Origin of the sequence: Labilibaculum filiforme (assembly GCF_002843315.1) — a bacterium.
Taxonomy (GTDB): Bacteria; Bacteroidota; Bacteroidia; order Bacteroidales; family Marinifilaceae; genus Labilibaculum; species Labilibaculum filiforme.
The window spans coordinates 274,238-296,354 of record NZ_MVDD01000006.1; the positions used below are offsets into that span (position 1 = coordinate 274,238).

The window sequence follows — 22,117 nt, forward strand, 5'->3', positions numbered from 1 at the left end:
TGTTCTTCAAAATTCGTATAATTTTGCATCCAATAGGGGCAATTTCCCTATTTTCGCACAAATCAAGATTTTTAATAATGCAACACAAAAAGTTCGATTATTTGGTAATCGGAAGTGGATTGGCTGGCTTATATGCAGCTCACTATGCTTCCCGTTTTGGGAAAGTTGCCATTTTAACGAAATCGAAACTTGATGTTAGTAATTCTTACTACGCTCAAGGCGGGATTGCCGCTGTAACCGATCCAGAAGATTTCCCTCAATATCATTTAGAGGATACTTTGACCGCAGGCCGTGGCCTGTGTGATTCTATCCCAGTAGAAATCCTTGTTAACGAAGGACCCGAACGAATTCAAGACTTAATTGATTTAGGGATGCAATTCGATAAGGAGAATGGCAAGCTGTCCCTCGGACTTGAAGGAGGGCATCACCGAAGAAGGATACTGCATGCAGGTGGTGATTCTACAGGAAAAGAAATGACGCTTTTTTTAATTGACAAGGTACTGCACAACAATAAAATAGAGATATTTGAGAACCAATTGGTTTTTGAACTACTCGTTGAAAATAAAGTTTGTGCAGGAGCAAAAAGTTACAATGTAACTAATAATACCAATCTCCTAATTGAAGCTAAGCATACAATTCTAGCCAGTGGAGGAGCCTCCGCAATCTATCAAAGAACAACCAACCCGCACACCACTGTTGGTGATGGAATTCATCTTGCCTATAAAGCAGGTGTTGCAATCGCAGATATGGAATTCATACAGTTTCATCCTAGTTCCTTTTATTGCAAAGAAGGTTATACATTTCTGATTAGTGAAGCTGTTCGTGGAGAAGGTGCTTATCTTCTTAATTCAAAAGGAGAACGATTCATGCTCGCAATTCACCCACTTGCCGAATTAGCTCCCCGCGATATTGTAGCCCGATCTATTTTCAATCAGATGAAACAAAGTGCAAGCACTCATGTAATTCTTAGCCTAAAACATCTCGATGAACAAAAAATAAAAAATAGATTCCCTTCAATTAATAAAAATTGCGAAGCATCGGGTGTTGATATGAGTCAGGAAATTCCAATTGCACCCGCCGCTCACTATATGGTTGGAGGTATTAAAACCGGAATTAACGGAGAAACAAACATTTCGAGACTGTATGCATGCGGAGAAGTAGCATCTACTGGAGTTATGGGAGCCAACAGACTCGCCTCCAACTCCTTACTTGAGTGTTTGGTTTTCGGAAAAAGAGCAATCGATCATGCAAAAGCAACTTCTACTTCAACCGATTCATTCCCTTTCCAGCAAAGTAAGATGCACCTTAACGCAAAACTTGAGCAATTATTCCTGAATCACAGCAATAAAATTGCTATGGAAATGAATTTGAAAGCCGGTATTGTTCGAAGTAATAAGGAACTAAGTGAGGTTCTCACGTTTTTAGAAGCAATCGAAAATACATTTCCTTTTGAAACGAATGAATATTACAGTGTTCGCTTGCAAAACCTTATTAAGGTATGTTCGCTGTTGTGCACTGCAGCCTTAGCAAGACAAGAAAGTCGTGGAGGCCATTACAGGGAAGATTTTCCTAAAGAGAGATCTATTTTTCATACTCATTCCATTCAACAAATCAATAAAACAATCCATTTTACACCCGTAGACTAACAATCACGATATTAAAGCCTTAACTATGAAAAAATCCGAATTTACCATTCAGGAAATCGAACTTATCATTAATCATGCTTTTCAGGAAGACATAGGGAGTGGCGATATTACCACCAATAATTTAGTACCCGAGAATACATTAGCTACTGCAAGTATGACTGCAAAGGCTGATGGAATAGTTGCAGGTTTGGATATCGCAGAAATGGTATTTCGAAAATTAGATGCTAATTTGGAATGGTTTCCAAAAGTTAAAGATGGCGATAGAGTAGCAAAAGGAGATGTTATTCTGGAAATAAAGGGAACATACAGAGCTCTTTTAACCGGAGAAAGATTGGCTTTAAACTTGATGCAAAGAATGTCGGGAATTGCAACTGAAACTGCAAAATATGTAGCCGAAGCGAAAGGAACAAAAGTGAAAATTCTAGATACAAGAAAAACAGTTCCAGGCTTACGTACATTCGACAAATATGCGGTTAAAATGGGCGGAGGAACCAACCATCGTATTGGTTTATACGATATGGTAATGATTAAAGACAATCACATAAAAATTGCAGGAAGTATTACTACTGCTGTGGCACAAATTCGGAAAGCAGTGCCTTCCACTATTAAAGTTGAGGTAGAAACAACAAATTTCGACGAAGTGAAAGAAGCTGTTTCTGCTGGTGCAGATATTATCATGCTCGATAATATGAGTAATGAAGCAATGAAAGAAGCTGTCCACTTTATTGATGGCAAGGCTTTGGTAGAGGCATCCGGGAACATGAATATAGAAAGAATTGCAGGAGTTGCTAAAACCGGAGTTGACTTTATTTCTATTGGTGCTCTTACTCATTCCGTAACCGCTTTAGATATAAGTCAGAATATTATTTTAAAGTAAAAGCTATTAACTTGACTAGATTGCTAAAGCACTAATAATTTTGAATTCGAACAGCAGATTTTTTTTTGACCCTGGAAATTTTTCATGAAAATTGGTTGCTAAACGAACTTTCCATTAAATTTATTTCTTGAATTGTTTAGTCCCAAACAGTTATAAGGCAAAAGTGTTAAATAAATCACAAACAGAATTATTTACCCAACGAAAAAAGTAGGCATTAACTATGAATAAAGGTCTTTAGCACAATTGGATGTGTATTTTTACTCTCCAATAATACCATATACTAATGAAATAAGACTTATCAAAAGAATAATACTTTCATGCCAAACAAAAAACATTGTTGTAAAAGCACTATATTTCGACTCACGAATTTATTTTTAGACCAAACCACCTAAAAACAAAATCTCTTGTAACAAGAAAATAAAACCTAAGACCTTAACAAAAATGAATTTTCCCCTAAAACTCATCCTTTTTTTTGTCTTACTAATTAGCAAAGCCACTTTTGCTAATTATTTGGAAGAAGATTTGAAAGAGCAAGTAAAAATATGTGAAAGCCAAAAAAATCCTGAACTATATTTAAATTTATCTAAGGAATACCATAAAATAAATATAGATAGTGCCCTGTACTTTGCCAATGAAGCATTGCGATTATCCAAACTAAAAAAGAATTACAAGCTTACCATCCTTTCTCAACTTGAACTTTCTAGCATTCATTTAGACAACGGAAACAGAATACTTTCGAAAGAATTAATTGATGATGCGAATCAAATCGCTTTACAAATAAACGACTCCTTAAGTATTAGCAAAGTATACTATAGATTCGGCTCCTACTATACAACAACCAGTAACTACGACGAAGCAATTTATTACTATAATAAATCCATAGACATTTGTGATTTAATTGGTGAAAAAGAAACTAAGATACATAATCTTGTTGGTATTGGTATAATTAATTGGGAAAGAGGTGATTTAGAAATAGCCTTGAATCATTATGTAGATGCATACGCAATAGCCGAAAAAATTGACAATAATAACATTAAGATGACTTTGCTATTCAATATGGCAATAATCTATTCTGACGAGGATCAAAAAGAGAAAGCAATTGCATACTACAACCATGTTTTGGAACTAGCTAATCTGGAAAAAAGAACAGATCTATTGCCTAGTTTGTATAACAACATGGCTATTTTATATCAAAATGATTTGGATTACAAAAAAGCCTTAGTCTATTTTGAAAAAAGTCTTGATATTTATGAAAAAATGGGAAACCAATCGGGTATTGCTTTAGTTCTAAATAATATAGGAGAAAATTATTTTAAAACAGGAGATACCGAAAAAGCTATTGAATATTTACAACAATCCTTATCTATTAATCAACAGTTAAATCTCGAAACCGAAATTGTATATAATCTTGAAAGTTTAACTCAAATTTACTTAAGTAAAGGGAATTACAAAGAAGCTTTCCCTTATTTAGAGAAAGGAATTAGCCTTTGCGAAAAATTAAAAATAAGAGGAAAAAAAGGAGATTTACTTTTACTACTTGGAGAATATTATAATAAAAAAGGAGACAACACAAAAGCTTACCATACCATATTGGCATACAACTCATTAAGAGATAGTCTGCTCAACGAATCTCGCTCGAATAAAATTGCACAACTTCAAACCAAATTTGATACGGAAAAAAAAGAGAAAGAAAATGAAATATTAAGAGTTAAAAATCAATTTACTCAAGAAAAATTGGAACAAGAAAAATTAAGAACCAATTATCTGTTTCTATTTTCTTTTTTAGCAATTCTAGTCATCGTACTTATCTTCATTTTATTTCGCTCCAAAGTGAAGGTCAACAATAGAATTAATGTGATTGTTGGGAAATTAGAAGAGTCTAATTCGAAGCTAAAGCTTATGAATGCAACTAAAGACAAATTCTTTTCCATCATAGCGCATGATCTTCGTTCTCCATTTAATGCCATTTTAGGCTTTTCGGGACTAATAAAAGATGAAATTAATACCAGTAAAGACATTGCTACTATTGAAGAATATAACAACGCTGTTAGTGAATCTGCTCAAATATTATTTACCCTTTTAGAAAACTTATTGCAATGGGCAAATACTCAAAGAGGCAAAATGGATTTCTCACCTACATCATTTGATTTACACGATCTAGTACAATCTAACTTAAATATATTCACTTTAAAAACTTCGGATAAATCAATAAAGCTTAACTCTGATATTCAACCAAATACTCTAGCTTACGGAGATATCAACATGGTGAATACTATAGTTCGAAATTTAATTAGTAATGCCATAAAATTTACCCCCGTAAATGGGGAAATATTTTTATCTGCGAAACAAGAAGGTGATTTTATTTTTCTATCTGTGAAAGATACAGGTATAGGAATCAGTAAAGAAAATCAAGAGAAATTATTTAGAATAGACTGTAACTATACAACAAACGGAACCAATAATGAAGCTGGAAGCGGTTTAGGTTTAATTCTTTGCAAAGAATTTGTAAACCAAAACGGCGGCGACATATGGGTTGAAAGTGAAATAAATAAGGGAAGTAACTTTATCTTCTCCATCAAATCGGCTTAATTTTTAAATCATATCAAAAAGGCAATTTCACAAACAGAACTTGCCTTTTTTCTTTTCATCTATTAAAGAAGAATATATCTTTGCAATCCAAAATACAATTACATGGAATTAATAAGTATTGTTTTTCTTGCCCTCGGCCTTTCGGTTGACTCTTTTGCAGCATCGGTATGTAGTGGATTGGCAATTAAAAAAATTCACTTTTTTCAAGCAATTAAAATTGCCTTTTTTCTTGGCATTTTTCAAGGGGGCATGCCAATTATTGGTTGGTATACAGGCTGGGAATTAAAAGATTTAATTAAAGATTTCGATCATTGGATTGCCTTTATTTTACTCGCAGGCATGGGAGGAAAAATGATCTATGAAAGTATCTTTGTAAAAGAAAAAGACTGCGCGTTTAACCCCTTAAAATTAGTTGTTCTTATTGGAATTTCTATTGCCACCAGCATAGATGCCCTGATTGTTGGCTTAAGTCTAGCCTTTATAAATGTAAATATTTGGTTTCCAGCAATAGTTATTGGAGCAATCACCTTTATTGTTTCGATGCTTGGCATGTTGCTGGGAAAAAAAATTGGCAATAAATTAAGCCAAAAATTTGAAATTCTGGGAGGTGCCATTCTTATTTTAATTGGACTCAGAATTCTAATCGAAGATTTATTTTTTCAAATTTAAATTTTCCCCTTCGCTTTTAACTCACTTAAAAGTAAGCTAATCGATTTTACTCCTTTTGCCATTGACGGAGCCGAAATAGTTGCACCAGAGATTCCATCTATATCTTTACCAAATTCCATCTCCTCACCCCTTACTTTTCCCTCAAACTGGTTCAACCACGACTTGGCCATGATCTCACCACCGTAAGAAGATCTGTAAATTAAGACTACCACCTTTTGAATTTCTATTTTTTCGTTGAAAACAATCATGTAATCGAAAAAATCATTCTTCCCTTTTGATGAAGCAAAACAGGCAAAGCCAATTAATTTATTGGAGACTTTTAGTGCACTCAAACGTAAATCTCTCACCCCTTCACAATTAAAAGAATCCAAATTTAGATTGTCAATCTCATCCATTGTCAAATCTTCAAAAGTAAAAGTCTTCTGGATTTCTTTATCAATCTTTTTCTGTATCGATTTAGGAAAGTCACTTGCCTTTGTGGCAAATGTTCCACTAATCAATACCAAAATAGTTACTATCCGAATAATATCTCTCAATCTCTTCATCTACAAATCTCCCTTACATGAAAATTTCAAAGCAAAATGAAAACCCAAAATGCTTTGAAATAAACTATTTTAAAATGTATTTAATTTAAAACCAAACACCTACACCACAATTCACAAAATTCTTTTTCACATCCTTAGCGTCTTTCGACATTTGATAATCAGCTTTTACGACTGCTCCCTTGGCCAAATGATAACTTACTCCAAAAAATATCTCTTCTCGATCGTAAGCTTTATTTGCGACCATACTTCCTCCCACTTTATGGTGAGTGTTATAATTTTCGTAGCGCACAAACGGAACCAAAGCCTGCTCTTTACCATGCAATAAATCATAACCAGCTTCCAAATAATAACCTTGCATCTGCTTTCCAAGATCCTTACCTGTTTTATCATTGTACTCAGCTACATCGCTAATAAAAGAATGTATGTACTGACCTTTTAATTGCAAAGCATCTAGCTTATAACGTACATCCATTCCAAACATACTGATTCCAACTCGGGTTGAATCTGCAACTGCTTCAGCAAAATCATCATTTTTATCCAAACCATTAAAAGCAGATGACTGGGTTTTTCCAAAATATCCAGCCATACCAATATTTAATCCTTTCACGCCATAATAATCAACTTTAGCTGATAATGAGGGAGATGTAAATGTAGATTCAGCACCTTTCTGACGACCTTTTCTTAATCCATCAGAACCACGCAGTACTCCTCCATCATTGTATCCATTAAACCCATTCATTACATACAATTGGTATTTGATTGGCATTGAAGGAACACGTCCACTTACTCCAACTCCAATTTCGCGCCATGTAGTAGGTACAATGCTATTATCAACACTTGGACGCTCTACACCATTAAAAGTTGTTGGTTCGTGATATTCATTTACAATACCCATTGGCACCAACATTAAACCTGCTCTTAAGCTAGTACTTGGGCGAACATTATAGTTTAGAAAGGCTTGTTCAACATACAATTCCTTTACGTGTTCGTATTCAATTTCGGTTACAAACGAAGTTTTTTCATTAAACTGATATCCAAAAAACAGAACCATTCTGTGAACATCCATATTTCCGTTGTAACGAGTATTCCCACTAATTTGTTGATTGTAATGAACCTCTCCGTATCCTCCAATACTTAATTTCTCATCTTTAGCTCTTTCTAACATAGTAGTGCCAATACTTTTTGGCTCCTCAGTATCCTGTGCTTTTGCTGTATAAATAGCAGCAATCATCGCTACAAATAGTAATCCTTTTTTCATCAGTTTAAAACAATTAGGTGTTGGTTTCATTGCTCCATTTAGGAGCATTATTTCGACTGCTAAATTAGACTAAGTCTCAATAAGCATAAATACCTAGATGTTGGTATTTTTAGACCTACAGCTCTTTTATTACTGATAAACCTTATATACTTATCCAAATATTTTAATACTTTTGAGTCTGAAAATGCTCCACACAACCTAATTACAAGAGCAAGTCTATCAATAAAAGAAACTCAACAATGGAATATATCAATCAATTTTTCATCGATTTTATAGATATCCTAAATGAGATGTCACCCTACTTACTGCTCGGATTTTTATTTGCAGGGATTTTAAAAGTAGCTTTTCCTCAAAAATTTATCGACAAATACTTGGGTCAAAAAAATGGGAAATCGGTTCTGTATGCAGCCTTGCTTGGTATTCCTCTGCCCTTATGCTCCTGTGGAGTTATCCCTACCGGAATTTCATTTTATAAAAGTGGTGCCTCTAAAGGTTCTTCCGTTTCCTTTCTCATATCAACCCCACAAACCGGTGTCGACTCCATTTTGGTTACCTATTCGTTACTAGGTTTGCCTTTTGCTATTATCCGACCATTTATAGCGTTAATTACTGGCCTTTTTGGTGGCTTACTTACCAATCATTTCGATAAAGATGAAAAACCAATACCCGAACTTTCCTCGGATACTTGTTGTTCCAACGAAAAAGAATCAAACTGTGCTTGTGAAGGTGATTGTTCCTCCGAAGCTAAAAAGAAAAAATCGCCCTTTTATACCATGTTTAAATACGCTTTTGTAGATTTTTTACAAGACATTTCGAAGTGGCTGATTATTGGACTTCTTTTAGCTGCTGCAATTTCTGTTCTAATTCCCGATGATTTTTTCTCTAGTTATATTGGAAACGATTTTTTGGGCATGTTAGTAATTCTCATCGCATCCATTCCTCTTTATATCTGTGCCACCTCATCGGTACCAGTGGCAGCCATTTTAATGATGAAAGGAATTTCTCCGGGTGCAGCCTTAGTTTTTCTAATGGCTGGTCCTGCAACCAATGCAGCAACTATTACAGTTCTAAACAAAGTTCTAGGTAAGAAAACCATGTGGTCCTACTTAATTTCAATTATTACAGGAGCCTTGCTTTTCGGTCTATTAATTGATAATGTTTTTCCTCGCGAATGGTTTACACTAGGGCCATTGCATAATCATATGGACGCTCATGAAGGACATTGGATGCTTCCAAAATGGCTGCAATGGGGAAGCAGTATTAGCTTAGTATTATTGATACTTAATGGCTATTATCAGAAATATGTTTCTGGGAAAAATAAACCGCAACCAATAGCGACTGAAACTATACTTACCGAAAAATTATTGATCGTAAATGGAATGAGTTGTAATCATTGTAAAAACAGTGTAGAAAAACATATTGGTGCTCTCAAAAACATTACCAGTGCCAAAGTGAATCTCGAACAAAAATCCTTACACATTACGGGTAAATTAATCGAGTTAGATATTATAAAAAAAGAAATTGAAAGCCTTGGCTTTGAATTTGGAGGAGAAGTGAAAGCGAACAATTAGTTCGCTTTCCGTACCTAAAACATTCCTTTTCTAGAAATAGATTCGCATAATTTCGTATCAAAAGCATTCATTTTTTCCCTTATTATCGTTCTATCCACATAATTTTAATAGAATCTAAGACTTGTTCTTCAACATAATTGGCGTTTTTCACCCAATTTAAGATTTTTTAATACTACAATCCAATTCTTGAAAAATATAAATTTTACAAGGTGTTGATTTACAGACGCATTAAGACTATTTAGATAGTCCATTCTTAGGCTCTTCAGATGTAAACATCTTTATATTTAATTACTTGAAAACTTCGAAATTTTGATTACTTTTAAATGTTCTACAACATACTTATGCTGTATATTATTCTTTTTAAGGAAACATTTCCTTAACTAACATTTCAATTAGTTGATTAAAAACAAAGCTCTTACGAGCTTTTAACGAAGACCAAAATATGATCAAGAAGATTTCAAAAGTCCTTGTTGCAAATCGAGGTGAAATTGCTCTGCGTGTAATGCGTTCATGTAGGGAATTGGGAATTCTTTCTGTTGCTGTGTACTCCGATGTTGACCGAACCTCCATGCACGTTCGATATGCCGATCAGGCTATTCATATTGGACCAGCAACTTCAGCAGAAAGCTATTTGAATATTGATAAAATTATAAATGCTGCGAAACGTGCTAAAGCAGATGCCATTCATCCTGGCTATGGATTTTTAAGCGAGAATGCCGAATTCTCGAAACGTTGCGAAAAAGAAGGTATCATTTTTATAGGTCCTACTCCCGAAGTAATTGGAACAATGGGCGATAAAATAACTGCTCGTAAAACCATGATTACAAGTGGAGTACCCGTAGTTCCCGGAACGAAAGAGAACCTAAAGGATGAATCGACAATTCTTAATACAGTTCGCGAAATTGGCTTACCTGTAATGATTAAAGCTTCGGCTGGTGGTGGTGGAAAAGGCATGCGAATGATTGACAAAGAAGAAAATATTCTGGAAGGACTAAGAGCTGCTAAATCGGAAGCAATGGCATCCTTTGGAGACGACGCTGTTTATATCGAAAAATACATTTCGTCTCCTCATCATATCGAATTTCAGATTTTAGGAGATAAACATGGAAATGTAATTCATCTTTGCGAAAGAGAATGCTCTGTGCAAAGACGACACCAAAAAGTAGTTGAAGAAACTCCTTCTCCGCTAATGACAGCCGAATTAAGAGCTCAAATGGGAGAACATGCAGTTGCTGCCGCCAAGGCCGTTAATTATCATGGTGCAGGTACTATAGAGTTTTTGGTAGATAATGACCACAACTACTATTTCCTCGAGATGAATACACGACTGCAGGTAGAACATCCTATCACCGAAAGGGTAACTGGATATGACCTTGTGAAACAGCAGATTTTAATTGCTGAAGGACACAAATTAAATATAAAACAGGAAGATGTTTTTCAATTTGGACACGCAATCGAATGCAGAATTTATGCGGAAGATACCGACAATAACTTTATGCCGAGTCCGGGAGTAATTACTCACATTACCGAACCTATGGGCTTAGGAGTGCGAACAGATGGATACGTTTACGAAGGATATGAAATCCCTATTCATTACGACCCAATGATCTCTAAATTAATAATTTGGGCAAGAACCAGAGAGGAAGCTATAGAAAGAATGAGACGAGCTCTCTTCGAATATAAAATTACAGGAGTAAAAACCTCCATTAAATATCTTGAAAAAATCATGGACTGCGACGACTTTAGAAACGGCACCTATGATACTCACTTTATTCAAAACAACGAAGCATTTCTTCTTGCTCCCGACGAAGCTAAAGAGTCTTTTGAAGATCTGGCCATCGTTACCGCCTTTATTGATTATCACCACAAACTTAAAAACACTCAAATTTGTCCGAAATCCTCGCAACAAAGCAAATGGAAAGAATTTGGACGCAGAAGAGAAATGTATAGAGCCAGTGAAAATTAAAGGATAAACAAAAATATAATAAAATGGCAATTGAAATAAAATTGGGCGATCGATTGGCAAAAGTCGAACTATTGGCCGAAGAAGGCAACCAAATTCAAATAATGGTTGACTCCAAAGAGTATGATCTGGATATGCAACAGGTTGAAAACGGTGTGTATTCCGTTCTGTATAAAGGCCGTTCCTATAACGTAGAACTGATTGAAACCGATTCTCCAAAAAAGTATTCGGTAAACACTTTTTACCACTCCTACGATGCGGAAATTATTGATGCAGAAACGAAATATCTGCAAGCAAGAAATTCGGGAAACCTAGCTGCTGCGGAAAGTACTATTAGCTCCCCAATGCCTGGAAAAGTAGTTAAAATTCCTGTTGAATTGGGCAGTGAAGTAAAAAAAGGAGATACCGTAATTATTGTAGCCGCCATGAAAATGGAAAGTGAATACAAAGCCATGAAAGACGGTATTGTAAAAGAAATATATGTTCATGAGGAAGATATTATCGACGGCAATCAACCTCTGGTATTTATTGATTAATTAAAATTACAAATTAACAATTATGAATTCTAAATTAGGCATTTATCGTCACAAAAAGACATGCCAAATTGACCATTCAAAATTTATAATGATAAAGAAATGCTGACACTTGAAGATAAAATTAAAAAGTTCGAGGAATTAAACACATTAGCAGAGGCTGGTGGCGGACAAGATAGAATTGCCAAACATCATGCCGCAGGAAAGAAAACAGCCAGAGAACGAATCTTGGATCTATTGGATCCTGAAACCTTCGTAGAAGTTGACAAAATGGTTACCCATCGTTCCACCGATTTTGGAATGGAGAAAAATAAATTTCTAGGAGATGGAGTTGTTTGTGGCTATGGAAAAATAGATAGTCGTTTGGTTTACGTTTTTGCACAGGACTTTACCGTTTTTGGAGGTTCGCTAAGTGGTGCTAACGCAGCTAAAATTGTTAAAATCACTAAATTAGCCATGAAAATGGGCGCTCCTATTATAGGATTAAACGATTCCGGAGGAGCACGAATTCAAGAAGGTGTGCAAAGTTTAGCCGGATATGCTGATATTTTTTATCAAAATGTAAGAGGCTCTGGAGTAATTCCACAAATATCAGCAATTATGGGTCCTTGTGCCGGCGGAGCAGTTTATTCGCCTGCTCTTACCGATTTTATAATGATGGTAAAAGATACCAGCTACATGTTTGTTACTGGTCCGGATGTGATTAAAACAGTTACCCACGAAGAAGTTACCAAAGAAGAACTAGGCGGTGCAATTACCCACAATGCGAAAAGTGGTGTTGCCCACTTTACCGCCGATAACGACGAACAAGCTATGATGATGCTTCGGGAGTTAATTGGTTTTCTTCCTTCGAATAATATGGAGGATCCACCAATAAAACCGTGCACCGATAATATTCATCGCGAAGATGAAAAACTTCAAAGCTTGGTTCCTGTTGATCCTAACAAACCATACGATATTAAGGATATAATTGAAACAGTAGTAGATGATCACAACTTTTTTGAAGTGATGCCTCTCTATGCTCAAAACATAAGTATTGGTTTCGCCCGACTAAGTGGAAAACCTGTTGGAATTGTTGCAAACAATCCCGCTTTTATGGCTGGAGTATTAGACATTAACAGTTCGGTTAAGGCTGCAAGGTTTGTTCGCTTTTGCGATGCTTTTAACATTCCGTTAATCACTTTTGTGGATGTACCTGGTTTTTTACCTGGAACTGCACAGGAATTTGGTGGAATTATAAAACATGGCGCTAAACTTTTATATGCTTTTGCGGAAGCCACAGTACCAAAAATTACGCTAATTACCCGTAAAGCATATGGCGGAGCTTATGATGTAATGGCTTCGAAACACATTGGAGCAGATGTTAATTACTCCTACCCAACTGGCGAAATTGCTGTTATGGGTGCCGAAGGTGCTGTTAATATTATGCACAAAGGACTATCAGAATCGGAACGTGTACTTGCTATTGATGATTACCGCGATAAGTTTGCAAATCCATACAAAGCGGCAGAAATGGGATACATCGATGAAATTATTCAACCCAAACAAACCCGCCATAAACTGGTGCAAGCTTTAGATATGTGCGCCAACAAAAGCGAACAAAATCCACCTAAAAAACATGGAAATATTCCTTTATAGAAAAGCATTTACACAATAAAAACGGAAAGCACAGTAAAAAATACTGTGCTTTCCATTTTTCTAATTTATTTAAAAATTAAATCGTAACCACCTACACAATATAAACACTTACTATGTTTTTAAATACCTTCATCAACACTGCAAACGATTGTGGTCAATTGCGAAAACATTTTCGACACTACAAAAAGGGGTTTACATAAATTGATTGCAAAAAGCCAACATTTAAATAAACTTAGTTTGACAATGATTCCGTAAATTTAGTTAAATATTAACCCTTTAACCCCGCAGATATGAACACAAAAGATGAAGCGCTTAGAGATGTTTGTCAAGAAGCATTAGAATGTTTAAACAAACCAGGCAATGCAAATCACGATGAACTTAAATCTAAACTAGAATATGTTATTGGTAGCTACAACTACGACAAAAATCCAGTTGGCTTATACGAGATTGGTAATCAGGCACTTGTTGTCCTAGAGGAAATTAGTGCAACAAAACCACGAAAAGTAAAAAAAACATTACTTAAAAATTTAAAAGAAAGCTTACTTCAAGAAGCTTAGGCACAAATAGCAACTTATTTAAAAAGAGCCTATTTAAAATAGACTCTTTTTTTATAGATATTCGACTTTCTGATTCGTTTATTAGTAAAAGAAAATAATTATAAATTCACACCTTAGCCTAACTATCCAGACTAAAGATAAGCTTATTGACATAGTTCATCTTAAAGTACTTTTTCCTCAATATCCTAAATCAAATTGATTTTATATATTTTAGTAGTCGTATCGGTAATCTTAAAACGATCATCCATACGATGCCCAAGCACCCACACAATTTTACTACCTGATAGCAACAACCAAGTATTCTCTTTTTCTTGAAGAGAAAATTTTTGATCGATAAAATAATCAGAAATCTTCTTTTTTCCCTTCATTCCAATCGGACGAAATGCATCCCCTTCCTTCCATTTCCTTAACTTAAGGGGAAACTGAAGTTGATTCGCATCAAAACAGGCAATCTTAGAATCGGAAGGAAATTGAAATCCAGGTGTTCTATCCAAAAGTGTAATTGTTAGCTCTAGTGGAGCTTGAAGTTGCTCTTTATCCTCCGAAATTAGATATTCTTTGGTATTCTCTTCTGTAATCTCCGAAAGGATAAAATATTCTCGATCGCGCAACAACTGATGAGTTGCAGAATAAAAAAGCTTCCCCGAAATTCCATTTATTGATTCTGCGATATTTCGAATATCGCGATGATGAAAGCCATATAGAGAAAGTAGTTCGTACAAATGCGACACTGGTGCCAGAAGTTCTTTAAGCTTAGGAATTGAAATTAACAGCTGATTCTCCCGTGTAAAAACCAAATGCAACCGGTTCTGTTCAATAACTCGATTATAAATCTGTTCCACCTCTCGAAAGCGTTGCACATTCTCTGTCATGGTAGCACGTATAGCCGGATTTATCTCCTCCAAAACAGGCATTATCTGATGGCGAATTTTATTTCGAACGTAATCGGTTTCTGCATTTGTTCGATCCTCCCGAAAATGAATAGAATGAGCTTGTGCATACTCTAACAACTGTTTACGGGGAAAGGGCAAAAGCGGACGGATAATCTTACCTAACTTCGATTTAATTCCTGATAAACCATGGATACCAGTACCTCGAGCCAAATTTATTAGCACCGTTTCGGCAACATCATCGGCATGATGACCAACGGCAACATACTTGTATCCAGAAATTTCTCGTACCTGTTCGAACCAATTGTAACGGAGGTCCCGAGCCGCCATTTCAATCGAAATTTTATTCTCTGCTGCATATTTTTTGGTATCAAAATCAACGGAATAAAAAGCCAGATTTTTTGCTTTAGCCAAGTTCTTTACGAACTCCAAATCGCCATCCGATTCTTCCTCTCGCAAATGAAAATTGCAGTGAGCTACACCACACTCCACTTCCATTTTACAAAGTAAATCGAGCATAACAACAGAATCGACTCCACCACTTACGGCAACTAAAATTTTTTCGTCGCGATAAAATAAATTTTCCTCCTCTACAAACCGAACAATTTTGCGTTGCATTAAATAAAAAATTAGTAGTTACGAATCAGACTTTTTATGATGTTTTAAAGGTAAGAATTCCCTTCCTCTTTTAACACTTTTACAATGGCTTTTGCTTTTAACATACATTCATCATATTCTTTTTCAGGATCCGATTGCATGGTAATAGCACCTCCCACCATAAATGACAAATAGTGATTTTGTTCATTATACTGAATACTTCGAATTACCACATTAAAATCGAAATCGCCAGTAGGAGTAATGTAACCAACGGCTCCCGAAAATAGTCCGCGTTTTGTTGATTCGTATTTCTCAATCAACTTCATGGCTCTTACCTTTGGTGCTCCGGTCATCGATCCCATGGGAAAAGTATGACGAATAGCCTCTACAAAATGTACCTCTTCGTTCAAATTAGAAACAATGGTTGATATCATTTGGTGAACCTGAGGAAAGGAATAAATACCGCAAAGTTCTTCAACAAGTACCGAATTTTTGCTTGCTGTTCTCGACAAATCATTACGAACCAAATCCACTATCATAATATTCTCGGCTCTCTCTTTTGGATCGGCAAACAAATTTTCCTTCAGCCGTCGGTCATCTTCTTCACTATCGCCTCTCTTCGCAGTTCCCTTAATTGGTTGAGATACAATTTTTCGCCCCATCTTTTTCAGGTATCGCTCGGGACTCGCCGATAGAAGATACTTTTCGCCCATTTGGTAAAAACAAGCATAAGGAGTTGGCGATACCTTCATTAACTTCCGAAACGTTTGTCGTGGTCGGATATAAGCATTCTCAGCATAAAATTCCTGACAAAAATTCACCTCGTATATATCGCCTCTACGAATATGCTCCATCAATTGCTGAATGGATTTCAAATATTCTTCCCTACTAATTCTCGATTGAATACCTGGTACATTTACCACTTTTTCTTTGGGGACTAGCAAATTTTGAATGCTATTCACCAAAGTAAAAATATCCTCCTCGCTAAACTCTTCCTCAAAGTAGTGCACCAAAAGGGTATCAATATCGACAATAAACACCCAACGTGGTCGAAAAAAATTCATTAGTGGCATATCCAGACCATCCTGATTGTCTGAACTTAAATTCTCCATCTCATTTTTAAGATCGTAACTCAAATAACCAAACCACCAGTCTTTTGTATGAATAACCTCCGCTTTTAATGTATCAAAACAATTCTTCTCCGGTTCAAAAATCTGCAACGCATCGATACCAGCTATCAACTCGTAAGTATTGTATTCCTTTTTCGAGTTTGCCTTCAGGTTCACCTCATTACTGTCGAGAATACTAACATATTCGAACTTCTTGCTCCAAAATAGCAATTGCTCTTTAAATTTAGACGTGTTGGATATGTGGAAAGTAAGCCTTTTTCGCATGTGGCAAATTTAAGGAAAAGATATATCTATATTCATTTCTTGTGCGAAATGGAAGATATAAAATAAATCCTCCACGCAACACCTTCATTTTCCTATAAATAAGAACATAGAAGCTTCATTGAAAATTTAGCTTTGTAAGTATTCCCTAAAAAAAGATACATTATAAGCCTTAATACAAACATCTTAACACCTAAAAGGAACAAACATAGCAACTTTTACTCTTCGTGTTCCTCCAGATAATTTTTGATTAGAATGTTACTTTTCCCATCGCATTTTAAAGGATATTTAATGATATTTTCAATCCATTTTTTGCACTAAATCCTCCATTGAATTGAATTCAAACAAAGATTTAAAATCGTTTAATTCAATAATCTTAGAATCTTGCTCAATCGCCATTTTATCAATTGTACTTTTTGTTGCTAAACCGCTTACAAGAACACGGCTGTCTGCATTCACATGAATAAAAATACAATTACCCACATGCTCGGCACTAAATTTAGGCAAGGAATCGCCCATAAATAGAACTAGATTGAGTTTCTTATTTTCGAAATTATATTTCTTTCTAATGTAATTCTTCTTCTCTCGTTTTTCCCAATCAAATTTTCGAAGACCGATTAATTTTTCAAAAGCATATTCTGAAAAGATATCGTTTCGTAATCTACTATAATACAATTCTCCCTCCATTCTATCCCGCAATTTACCCATATCCGCTAAATCAAGATGCTTTAAGGCTATTGATTGAATATTAGCTTCAATATATTTAGGAATATTCACTCTTTTAAAATACTCTAATTGATTTAAAAGTTCTTTATTCATCCTGGCAAAATTCAATATATGTATTCGTTTTCATTATATCTACTTTGAAATTTTCATTATCCATTTTGGAAATAATGACACTATCAAAGCCTAACTTATCTAGTTTCTCGATTGTTGCTAACTCTCCTTCTTTCAGTTGTAACACCTTTCGAAGCAACCAATCCGAAAGTGCATTGTTTGGATTAGTCATTAATGCTTTCGAGTTTTCCTGACAAAGTTTAGCATTTAAAATTTCTCCCGTTGGAAGCTGCAAGTTAAAAACCATCTCCCTATTAGGAAAAAAATTTGGGTATTTTTTATGTATTTCAATTGGAATAGGAATATACATCTCCCCAACATCTCTTTTTCGTCCTCCTGCATTCCATTGGTTCAAACCACTTTTTTCAAATACGAATTTTTCATTTTTCGTCCTCCCGTAAAGCGGTAAAATTACATAATTTTTTCCCTTTGCAAATCGATTAACCGCTGGTATAATCTCTTTATTATGCAACAAATCGAGCAAAACAGCATATGGATCATCAATTATTTCGATAGGTAATCGATACGCTTTTGAAGGAATTAAAAACCTTCTAAAAAGAGTACTTTTTGAATAATTAAAGGAATAAAAGTGAAGACCATCTTCAAATTGCAAACTTGCTTTATTTTCTTTTACTGAATGTATATTTTCAAGGTCAATAAAATCATAATCAGTCTCATAAAGTAGTAATTCTTTTTCTTTTCTAGCTACAATATGATACAATGATTTCTCGATATCATAAATTCTATTGGCTAATTTAATTCTCTCATTTCTAAATTCACCTAATTTTAAAGCCAAATCCTTGCCTTTAAATTCTTTTAATACTCTCGATAAAGAATTAAATTCTGCTACCTTTTCAATACTATTATCCTTACTGCAAGTAAAAGTTTTTAATCCAATTCCAAGGGAGTTAATTTTTGCATCAAAAGCCGTATCGGAACGCGACAAATTCTCTGCTTTAAAACTTCGACAAAAAATATTTTCGGCCACCCGATAATTTACAAAAGGGACTAAGCTCTCACTAAACAGTCCTGAAAGCATCGATACCGCAGAAAGTAATTTTAAATAATCTCCATCATTTGCCTTATCTATTTCTGCAAATGAAATCATAAGACCTTACAAATTTGTTTCGCTATTCGTTCAATTAAACTTGTTGTAACCGAATTACCAGCTTGCATATATAAATGACTATTTGCCAGTTTGGGCAAAATATAAGTTTCAACCGGATAGCCTTGAAATGCAAAGCATTCTTTAGGGGTTAGTTTTCGAATTCCAAATTCATCTTTTATAAGTGGCACGTTATGACCACCAGTACCCATATTGGCAGTTAATGTTGGACAAACTTTATTCTTGTTTTCTCTCACATAAACTCTACGCCACTGATATACTGTGTTTTTCGAAGTAATTGACCTCTGCAATTCGGGATAATACTTATGATCTTTTGAATAATAATAAATATCCTCCTGCCTTCCTTTTTCTATAAAATCGTGAATCGTTTTTGTCAATTTTATTTCTTCGGGAAATTTAAACTGTAAATAATTCTCTACTTGTTTAGGGTCGAAAGCAACAATAAAAATCCGCTCCCTGTTTTGAGGAACATTTGCATGAGTTGCCGAATTTAAAACTTTGTGAAACACTTTATATCCCAATTTTAACTCCAGTGTTTCAAGTATTACCTTAAAGGTATTTCCTTTATCGTGAGATACCAAATTCTTAACATTTTCGAGAAAAACAACTTTAGGCCGATGCTTTTCTATAATTTGTTCTACATCGAAAAATAAAGTTCCTCTTGTATCGGCAAAACCTTTACGATTTCCAGCTATTGAAAATGCCTGACAGGGAAAACCAGCACATAAAATTTCAAATTTTGGGGGAATATAATTTTTAGTTTTTTCCTTGGTTATATCTCCAAACGGAACTTCCCCAAAATTAGCACGATACGTTTTTTTTGCTCTGCTATTCCATTCACTGGTAAAAATACATTTACCTCCCACATTTTGCAATGCAAGCCGAAATCCTCCGATGCCAGCAAAAAGATCAATAAATTTAAAGCTATTATTCTTAGGTGTTGGAAACGGAATCGCCTCCACTTCAGATAAAAGTTGTTGCAAAGCATCCTCTAACAAAATAGATTTTGTTTCCCCTTTCTGTTCAAATTTCAAAAAATGATTCAAACTTAAAAGTGCATCCTTTTCGTAGTGCTTTTTCACACCATTACAAAAATTATGCAGATAGTGAGTCAAAACAGCTTTGTCCTCAGCCTCTTCAACAAGTTCTAGTTGGGATTTATTACTCCCAAAATTATCTATACTTATTGTCTGTTGTAAACTCATCTTGTTGTGCTAAATTATTTAGGTGCCAAGATACAAAAAAATAGTTGCTTTACAGACCATGAGCTCCCGATGCATTGGTATCAATCTCTTGCATAATCAATACTTTCACTTCAAAAGTTGGCATAAAAAGTATCCTTCTCTTCTAAATAAATAGAAGAAAAAGAGCCTAAATAGCTATTGAAAATTTCACTTTCAACACCCCTTCAACTAATTACTTTTCATACAAAAAAAAAGACAACCATAAGGTTGCCTTTCTTCTAATGTATTTGGTTAATACTATAACTTCACAATAACTCTACCTCGACTTTTCTTTGCTAACATTAAATCGATATAAGTATCTATTTCTTCCAAAGAGGTTTCTACAACCTGCTCTTTAGTATTGTACACATTCCAATCTGTAGCTAATTTGTCCCAAACTTTTTGTCGCAATTCCATTGGACAATTTTGAGAGTCTACACCAATTAAACTAATTCCATTTAAAATAAAAGGGTAAACGGTCATTGCTAAATCGCCCGAACCAACATTACCACAACAAGTTACATTTCCCAAGGGTTTGCATGCTTTAAGGAGTGTATGTAAGGTATTTCCACCAATCACATCAATGGCACCAGCCCAAAGCGGTTTCAATAATGGTCTTCCCGATTTATCGTCGGTAATTTCACTCGTAATTCTACTTGTCGCACCTAACTCGTGCAATTCTTCATAACCTCCGTTATCATCAAAAGTGGCAGCAACTACTTCAAAACCTAAACTTGCTAATATGCTAATTGCAACACTACCTACTCCACCTAAAGCACCACTAACAACCACCGATCCCATTTCGGGAGTTTGACCAGCCGCTAACAAACGATATACCGATAAAGCTGCGGTAAAACCGGCGGTTCCATATACCATTGCTTGTTTCATTTCTAAATCTTTTGGCAATGCAACAACCCAAGCTTCTGGCACACGAATATACTCGGCAAAACCACCATCTGTATTCATACCCAAATCGTAGCTAGTCACAATTACTTCATCGCCAACTTTAAATTTATCACTATTCGAATGCTCCACAACTCCAGCAGCATCAATACCCGGTGTGTGAGGATATTTTCTTGTTACGCCTTTGTTTCCGGTAACCGACAAAGCATCTTTAAAATTTAAGGAAGAATACTTCACATTTACGATTACTTCTCCTTCCGGAAGGTCTGCAATTTTCCGTTTTTCAATTCTTCTGATGAATTTACCATCTTCTTCGTAAATTCGTAAGGCTTTAAATTCTCTTTGAGTATCCATATTCTTATCCTAATTAAATTCTTATCTTGCAACAAAGCTACAAGCATTTTAATTACTAATCAAGAACTTACACTTTAGTAGGCAACTAACATTTTATTCTGAATTACTGATAATCAACACTTAAAAACTTTTTTAGATTTGAAAAAAGGAAATTGTCCAATCGATACGTTTATCAATTTCGTTAAAGGAAAGCGAAAAGCCACCATCATTTTACATTTGATGCAGGGAACAAAACGCTATAACGAATTAGTAAAACTATTACCAGATATCAGCGACAGAATGCTTAGTAAAAACTTAAAAGAACTGGAAGAAGATGGATTGATAAACCGAAAAGTTTATCCAGAAGTTCCACCGAAAGTAGAATACAGCCTTACCGATTTAGGAAAAGAAATTCATCCTATATTAAAATCCATGTTTTTAGGTGGAAGAATGTTCGAACGATTAATGGAGTAAAATTTACGCCCTCTTACCAAAAACGCTACTTTTTAAACATAAAGTAAACCGCTAAAATTAAAAACAGAAAGGCAATAATATGATTCATTCGAAACGTTTCGGTTTTAAATACCAACAAGGTGAAAATTGCAAAAATAACCAAAGTAATTACTTCTTGCATTACCTTTAATTGAATTAATGTAAACGGCCCCCCATTTTCTTTGAAGCCAATTCTATTGGCAGGCACTTGAAACATATATTCGAACAATGCTATTCCCCAACTAATTAGAATAATGGCAAATAAACCTAATTTACTAAAGCATTTCCATTCCGAAAACTTCAAATGTCCGTACCAAGCAAATACCATGAATGTATTGCTAAGTATCAGCAATACAATCGTTAATAAACCTTTCATTGATCCTTTTATAACAAATTATTTTTTTACTTAGAAAGCCTACCTCCACTTTATTCCAGATATTTAGAACCAAAAAAAGGCAACCGCATGATTGCCTTTCTTT

Annotated in this window: 19 protein-coding genes; 10 read left to right on the forward strand and 9 right to left on the reverse strand. The window is 35.0% G+C overall.

What is annotated here, in order from left to right:
- Nucleotides 1-77 precede the first annotated feature (77 nt).
- From nadB to BZG02_RS10650, 4 genes are all read left to right on the forward strand, one after another.
- Nucleotides 78-1,646, forward strand: coding sequence for an L-aspartate oxidase (gene nadB / locus BZG02_RS10635; RefSeq protein WP_101261407.1), 1,569 nt, complete (start codon nucleotides 78-80; stop codon nucleotides 1,644-1,646).
- Nucleotides 1,647-1,671: 25 nt separating this feature from the next.
- Nucleotides 1,672-2,523, forward strand: coding sequence for a carboxylating nicotinate-nucleotide diphosphorylase (gene nadC / locus BZG02_RS10640; RefSeq protein ID WP_101261408.1), 852 nt, complete (start codon nucleotides 1,672-1,674; stop codon nucleotides 2,521-2,523).
- 441 nt (nucleotides 2,524-2,964) lie between these two features.
- Nucleotides 2,965-5,112 carry an ATP-binding protein gene (locus BZG02_RS10645; protein ID WP_101261409.1) on the forward strand — a complete coding sequence of 716 codons (2,148 nt, stop codon included), beginning with the start codon at nucleotides 2,965-2,967 and terminating at the stop codon, nucleotides 5,110-5,112.
- A 102-nt stretch (nucleotides 5,113-5,214) separates the two neighbouring features.
- The gene (locus BZG02_RS10650; protein WP_101261410.1) at nucleotides 5,215-5,781 is read left to right on the forward strand and encodes a manganese efflux pump MntP; all 567 of its coding nucleotides are present in this window, start codon (nucleotides 5,215-5,217) and stop codon (nucleotides 5,779-5,781) included.
- Here BZG02_RS10650 and BZG02_RS10655 read toward each other — a convergent pair.
- Together BZG02_RS10655 and BZG02_RS10660 are read right to left on the reverse strand one after the other, a co-directional pair.
- Nucleotides 5,778-6,326: an FMN-binding protein gene (locus BZG02_RS10655; protein WP_101261411.1), complete on the reverse strand. Its 549-nt coding sequence runs from the start codon at nucleotides 6,324-6,326 to the stop codon at nucleotides 5,778-5,780. The two genes, BZG02_RS10650 and BZG02_RS10655, sit on opposite strands and share 4 nt — an antisense overlap.
- A gap of 85 nt (nucleotides 6,327-6,411) precedes the next feature.
- On the reverse strand, nucleotides 6,412-7,584 hold the full coding sequence (locus tag BZG02_RS10660) for a hypothetical protein (RefSeq protein ID WP_101261456.1): 1,173 nt from the start codon (nucleotides 7,582-7,584) through the stop codon (nucleotides 6,412-6,414).
- A gap of 239 nt (nucleotides 7,585-7,823) precedes the next feature.
- Here BZG02_RS10660 and BZG02_RS10665 point away from each other — a divergent pair, with 239 nt between their 5' ends.
- The 5 genes from BZG02_RS10665 to BZG02_RS10685 all read left to right on the forward strand — a co-directional run bounded on the left by BZG02_RS10665 (nucleotide 7,824) and on the right by BZG02_RS10685 (nucleotide 13,846).
- The gene (locus BZG02_RS10665) at nucleotides 7,824-9,155 is read left to right on the forward strand and encodes an SO_0444 family Cu/Zn efflux transporter (protein WP_101261412.1); all 1,332 of its coding nucleotides are present in this window, start codon (nucleotides 7,824-7,826) and stop codon (nucleotides 9,153-9,155) included.
- 442 nt (nucleotides 9,156-9,597) lie between these two features.
- Entirely contained in the window at nucleotides 9,598-11,121 is a 1,524-nt protein-coding gene (accC, locus tag BZG02_RS10670; protein WP_101261413.1) for an acetyl-CoA carboxylase biotin carboxylase subunit, read from the forward strand.
- A 23-nt stretch (nucleotides 11,122-11,144) separates the two neighbouring features.
- Nucleotides 11,145-11,654 carry a biotin/lipoyl-containing protein gene (locus BZG02_RS10675; protein WP_101261414.1) on the forward strand — a complete coding sequence of 170 codons (510 nt, stop codon included), beginning with the start codon at nucleotides 11,145-11,147 and terminating at the stop codon, nucleotides 11,652-11,654.
- Nucleotides 11,655-11,753: 99 nt separating this feature from the next.
- Entirely contained in the window at nucleotides 11,754-13,289 is a 1,536-nt protein-coding gene (locus BZG02_RS10680; RefSeq protein ID WP_218972217.1) for an acyl-CoA carboxylase subunit beta, read from the forward strand.
- A 290-nt stretch (nucleotides 13,290-13,579) separates the two neighbouring features.
- Nucleotides 13,580-13,846, forward strand: a complete 267-nt coding sequence (locus BZG02_RS10685; RefSeq protein WP_101261415.1) for a hypothetical protein — start codon at nucleotides 13,580-13,582, stop codon at nucleotides 13,844-13,846.
- A 185-nt stretch (nucleotides 13,847-14,031) separates the two neighbouring features.
- Here the strand turns inward: BZG02_RS10685 and tilS are convergent, their stop codons facing one another.
- From tilS to BZG02_RS10715, 6 genes are all read right to left on the reverse strand, one after another.
- The gene (tilS, locus tag BZG02_RS10690) at nucleotides 14,032-15,354 is read right to left on the reverse strand and encodes a tRNA lysidine(34) synthetase TilS (protein WP_101261416.1); all 1,323 of its coding nucleotides are present in this window, start codon (nucleotides 15,352-15,354) and stop codon (nucleotides 14,032-14,034) included.
- A 44-nt stretch (nucleotides 15,355-15,398) separates the two neighbouring features.
- Nucleotides 15,399-16,727, reverse strand: a complete 1,329-nt coding sequence (gene pabB / locus BZG02_RS10695) for an aminodeoxychorismate synthase component I (RefSeq protein ID WP_101261417.1) — start codon at nucleotides 16,725-16,727, stop codon at nucleotides 15,399-15,401.
- A gap of 297 nt (nucleotides 16,728-17,024) precedes the next feature.
- A complete protein-coding gene (locus BZG02_RS10700) occupies nucleotides 17,025-17,543 on the reverse strand; it encodes a hypothetical protein (RefSeq protein ID WP_101261418.1) in 519 nt (172 codons plus the stop codon).
- The gene (locus BZG02_RS10705; RefSeq protein ID WP_101261419.1) at nucleotides 17,536-18,669 is read right to left on the reverse strand and encodes a phospholipase D-like domain-containing protein; all 1,134 of its coding nucleotides are present in this window, start codon (nucleotides 18,667-18,669) and stop codon (nucleotides 17,536-17,538) included. Before BZG02_RS10705 ends, BZG02_RS10700 begins: the two co-directional genes overlap by 8 nt.
- Nucleotides 18,666-19,892, reverse strand: coding sequence for a DNA cytosine methyltransferase (locus BZG02_RS10710; RefSeq protein WP_101261420.1), 1,227 nt, complete (start codon nucleotides 19,890-19,892; stop codon nucleotides 18,666-18,668). The genes BZG02_RS10705 and BZG02_RS10710 overlap by 4 nt, the downstream gene beginning before the upstream one ends.
- Before the next feature lie 276 nt (nucleotides 19,893-20,168).
- Nucleotides 20,169-21,167 (reverse strand): YhdH/YhfP family quinone oxidoreductase, encoded by a 999-nt coding sequence (locus BZG02_RS10715; RefSeq protein ID WP_101261421.1) that lies wholly within the window; start codon nucleotides 21,165-21,167, stop codon nucleotides 20,169-20,171.
- 138 nt (nucleotides 21,168-21,305) lie between these two features.
- Between BZG02_RS10715 and BZG02_RS10720 the strand changes: the two genes are divergently transcribed.
- Complete coding sequence (locus BZG02_RS10720; RefSeq protein ID WP_101261422.1) at nucleotides 21,306-21,620, forward strand: winged helix-turn-helix transcriptional regulator; 315 nt, start codon at nucleotides 21,306-21,308, stop codon at nucleotides 21,618-21,620.
- A 25-nt stretch (nucleotides 21,621-21,645) separates the two neighbouring features.
- On the opposite strand, the gene BZG02_RS10725 is transcribed toward BZG02_RS10720, so the two are convergent.
- Nucleotides 21,646-22,014: a DMT family protein gene (locus BZG02_RS10725; RefSeq protein ID WP_101261423.1), complete on the reverse strand. Its 369-nt coding sequence runs from the start codon at nucleotides 22,012-22,014 to the stop codon at nucleotides 21,646-21,648.
- Nucleotides 22,015-22,117 lie beyond the last annotated feature (103 nt).

Bases quoted from the DNA above. Each gene is read 5' to 3' on its own strand.
- BZG02_RS10705 (WP_101261419.1), bottom strand. From the start codon at position 18,669: ATGATTTCATTTGCAGAAATAGATAAGGCAAATGATGGAGATTATTTA.
- accC (WP_101261413.1), top strand. From the start codon at position 9,598: ATGATCAAGAAGATTTCAAAAGTCCTTGTTGCAAATCGAGGTGAAATT.
- nadC (WP_101261408.1), top strand. From the start codon at position 1,672: ATGAAAAAATCCGAATTTACCATTCAGGAAATCGAACTTATCATTAAT.
- BZG02_RS10680 (WP_218972217.1), top strand. From the start codon at position 11,754: ATGCTGACACTTGAAGATAAAATTAAAAAGTTCGAGGAATTAAACACA.
- BZG02_RS10710 (WP_101261420.1), bottom strand. From the start codon at position 19,892: ATGAGTTTACAACAGACAATAAGTATAGATAATTTTGGGAGTAATAAA.
- nadB (WP_101261407.1), top strand. From the start codon at position 78: ATGCAACACAAAAAGTTCGATTATTTGGTAATCGGAAGTGGATTGGCT.
- BZG02_RS10725 (WP_101261423.1), bottom strand. From the start codon at position 22,014: ATGAAAGGTTTATTAACGATTGTATTGCTGATACTTAGCAATACATTC.
- pabB (WP_101261417.1), bottom strand. From the start codon at position 16,727: ATGCGAAAAAGGCTTACTTTCCACATATCCAACACGTCTAAATTTAAA.
- BZG02_RS10700 (WP_101261418.1), bottom strand. From the start codon at position 17,543: ATGAATAAAGAACTTTTAAATCAATTAGAGTATTTTAAAAGAGTGAAT.
- BZG02_RS10650 (WP_101261410.1), top strand. From the start codon at position 5,215: ATGGAATTAATAAGTATTGTTTTTCTTGCCCTCGGCCTTTCGGTTGAC.
- BZG02_RS10655 (WP_101261411.1), bottom strand. From the start codon at position 6,326: ATGAAGAGATTGAGAGATATTATTCGGATAGTAACTATTTTGGTATTG.
- BZG02_RS10675 (WP_101261414.1), top strand. From the start codon at position 11,145: ATGGCAATTGAAATAAAATTGGGCGATCGATTGGCAAAAGTCGAACTA.
- BZG02_RS10715 (WP_101261421.1), bottom strand. From the start codon at position 21,167: ATGGATACTCAAAGAGAATTTAAAGCCTTACGAATTTACGAAGAAGAT.
- BZG02_RS10645 (WP_101261409.1), top strand. From the start codon at position 2,965: ATGAATTTTCCCCTAAAACTCATCCTTTTTTTTGTCTTACTAATTAGC.
- tilS (WP_101261416.1), bottom strand. From the start codon at position 15,354: ATGCAACGCAAAATTGTTCGGTTTGTAGAGGAGGAAAATTTATTTTAT.
- BZG02_RS10685 (WP_101261415.1), top strand. From the start codon at position 13,580: ATGAACACAAAAGATGAAGCGCTTAGAGATGTTTGTCAAGAAGCATTA.
- BZG02_RS10665 (WP_101261412.1), top strand. From the start codon at position 7,824: ATGGAATATATCAATCAATTTTTCATCGATTTTATAGATATCCTAAAT.
- BZG02_RS10660 (WP_101261456.1), bottom strand. From the start codon at position 7,584: ATGAAAAAAGGATTACTATTTGTAGCGATGATTGCTGCTATTTATACA.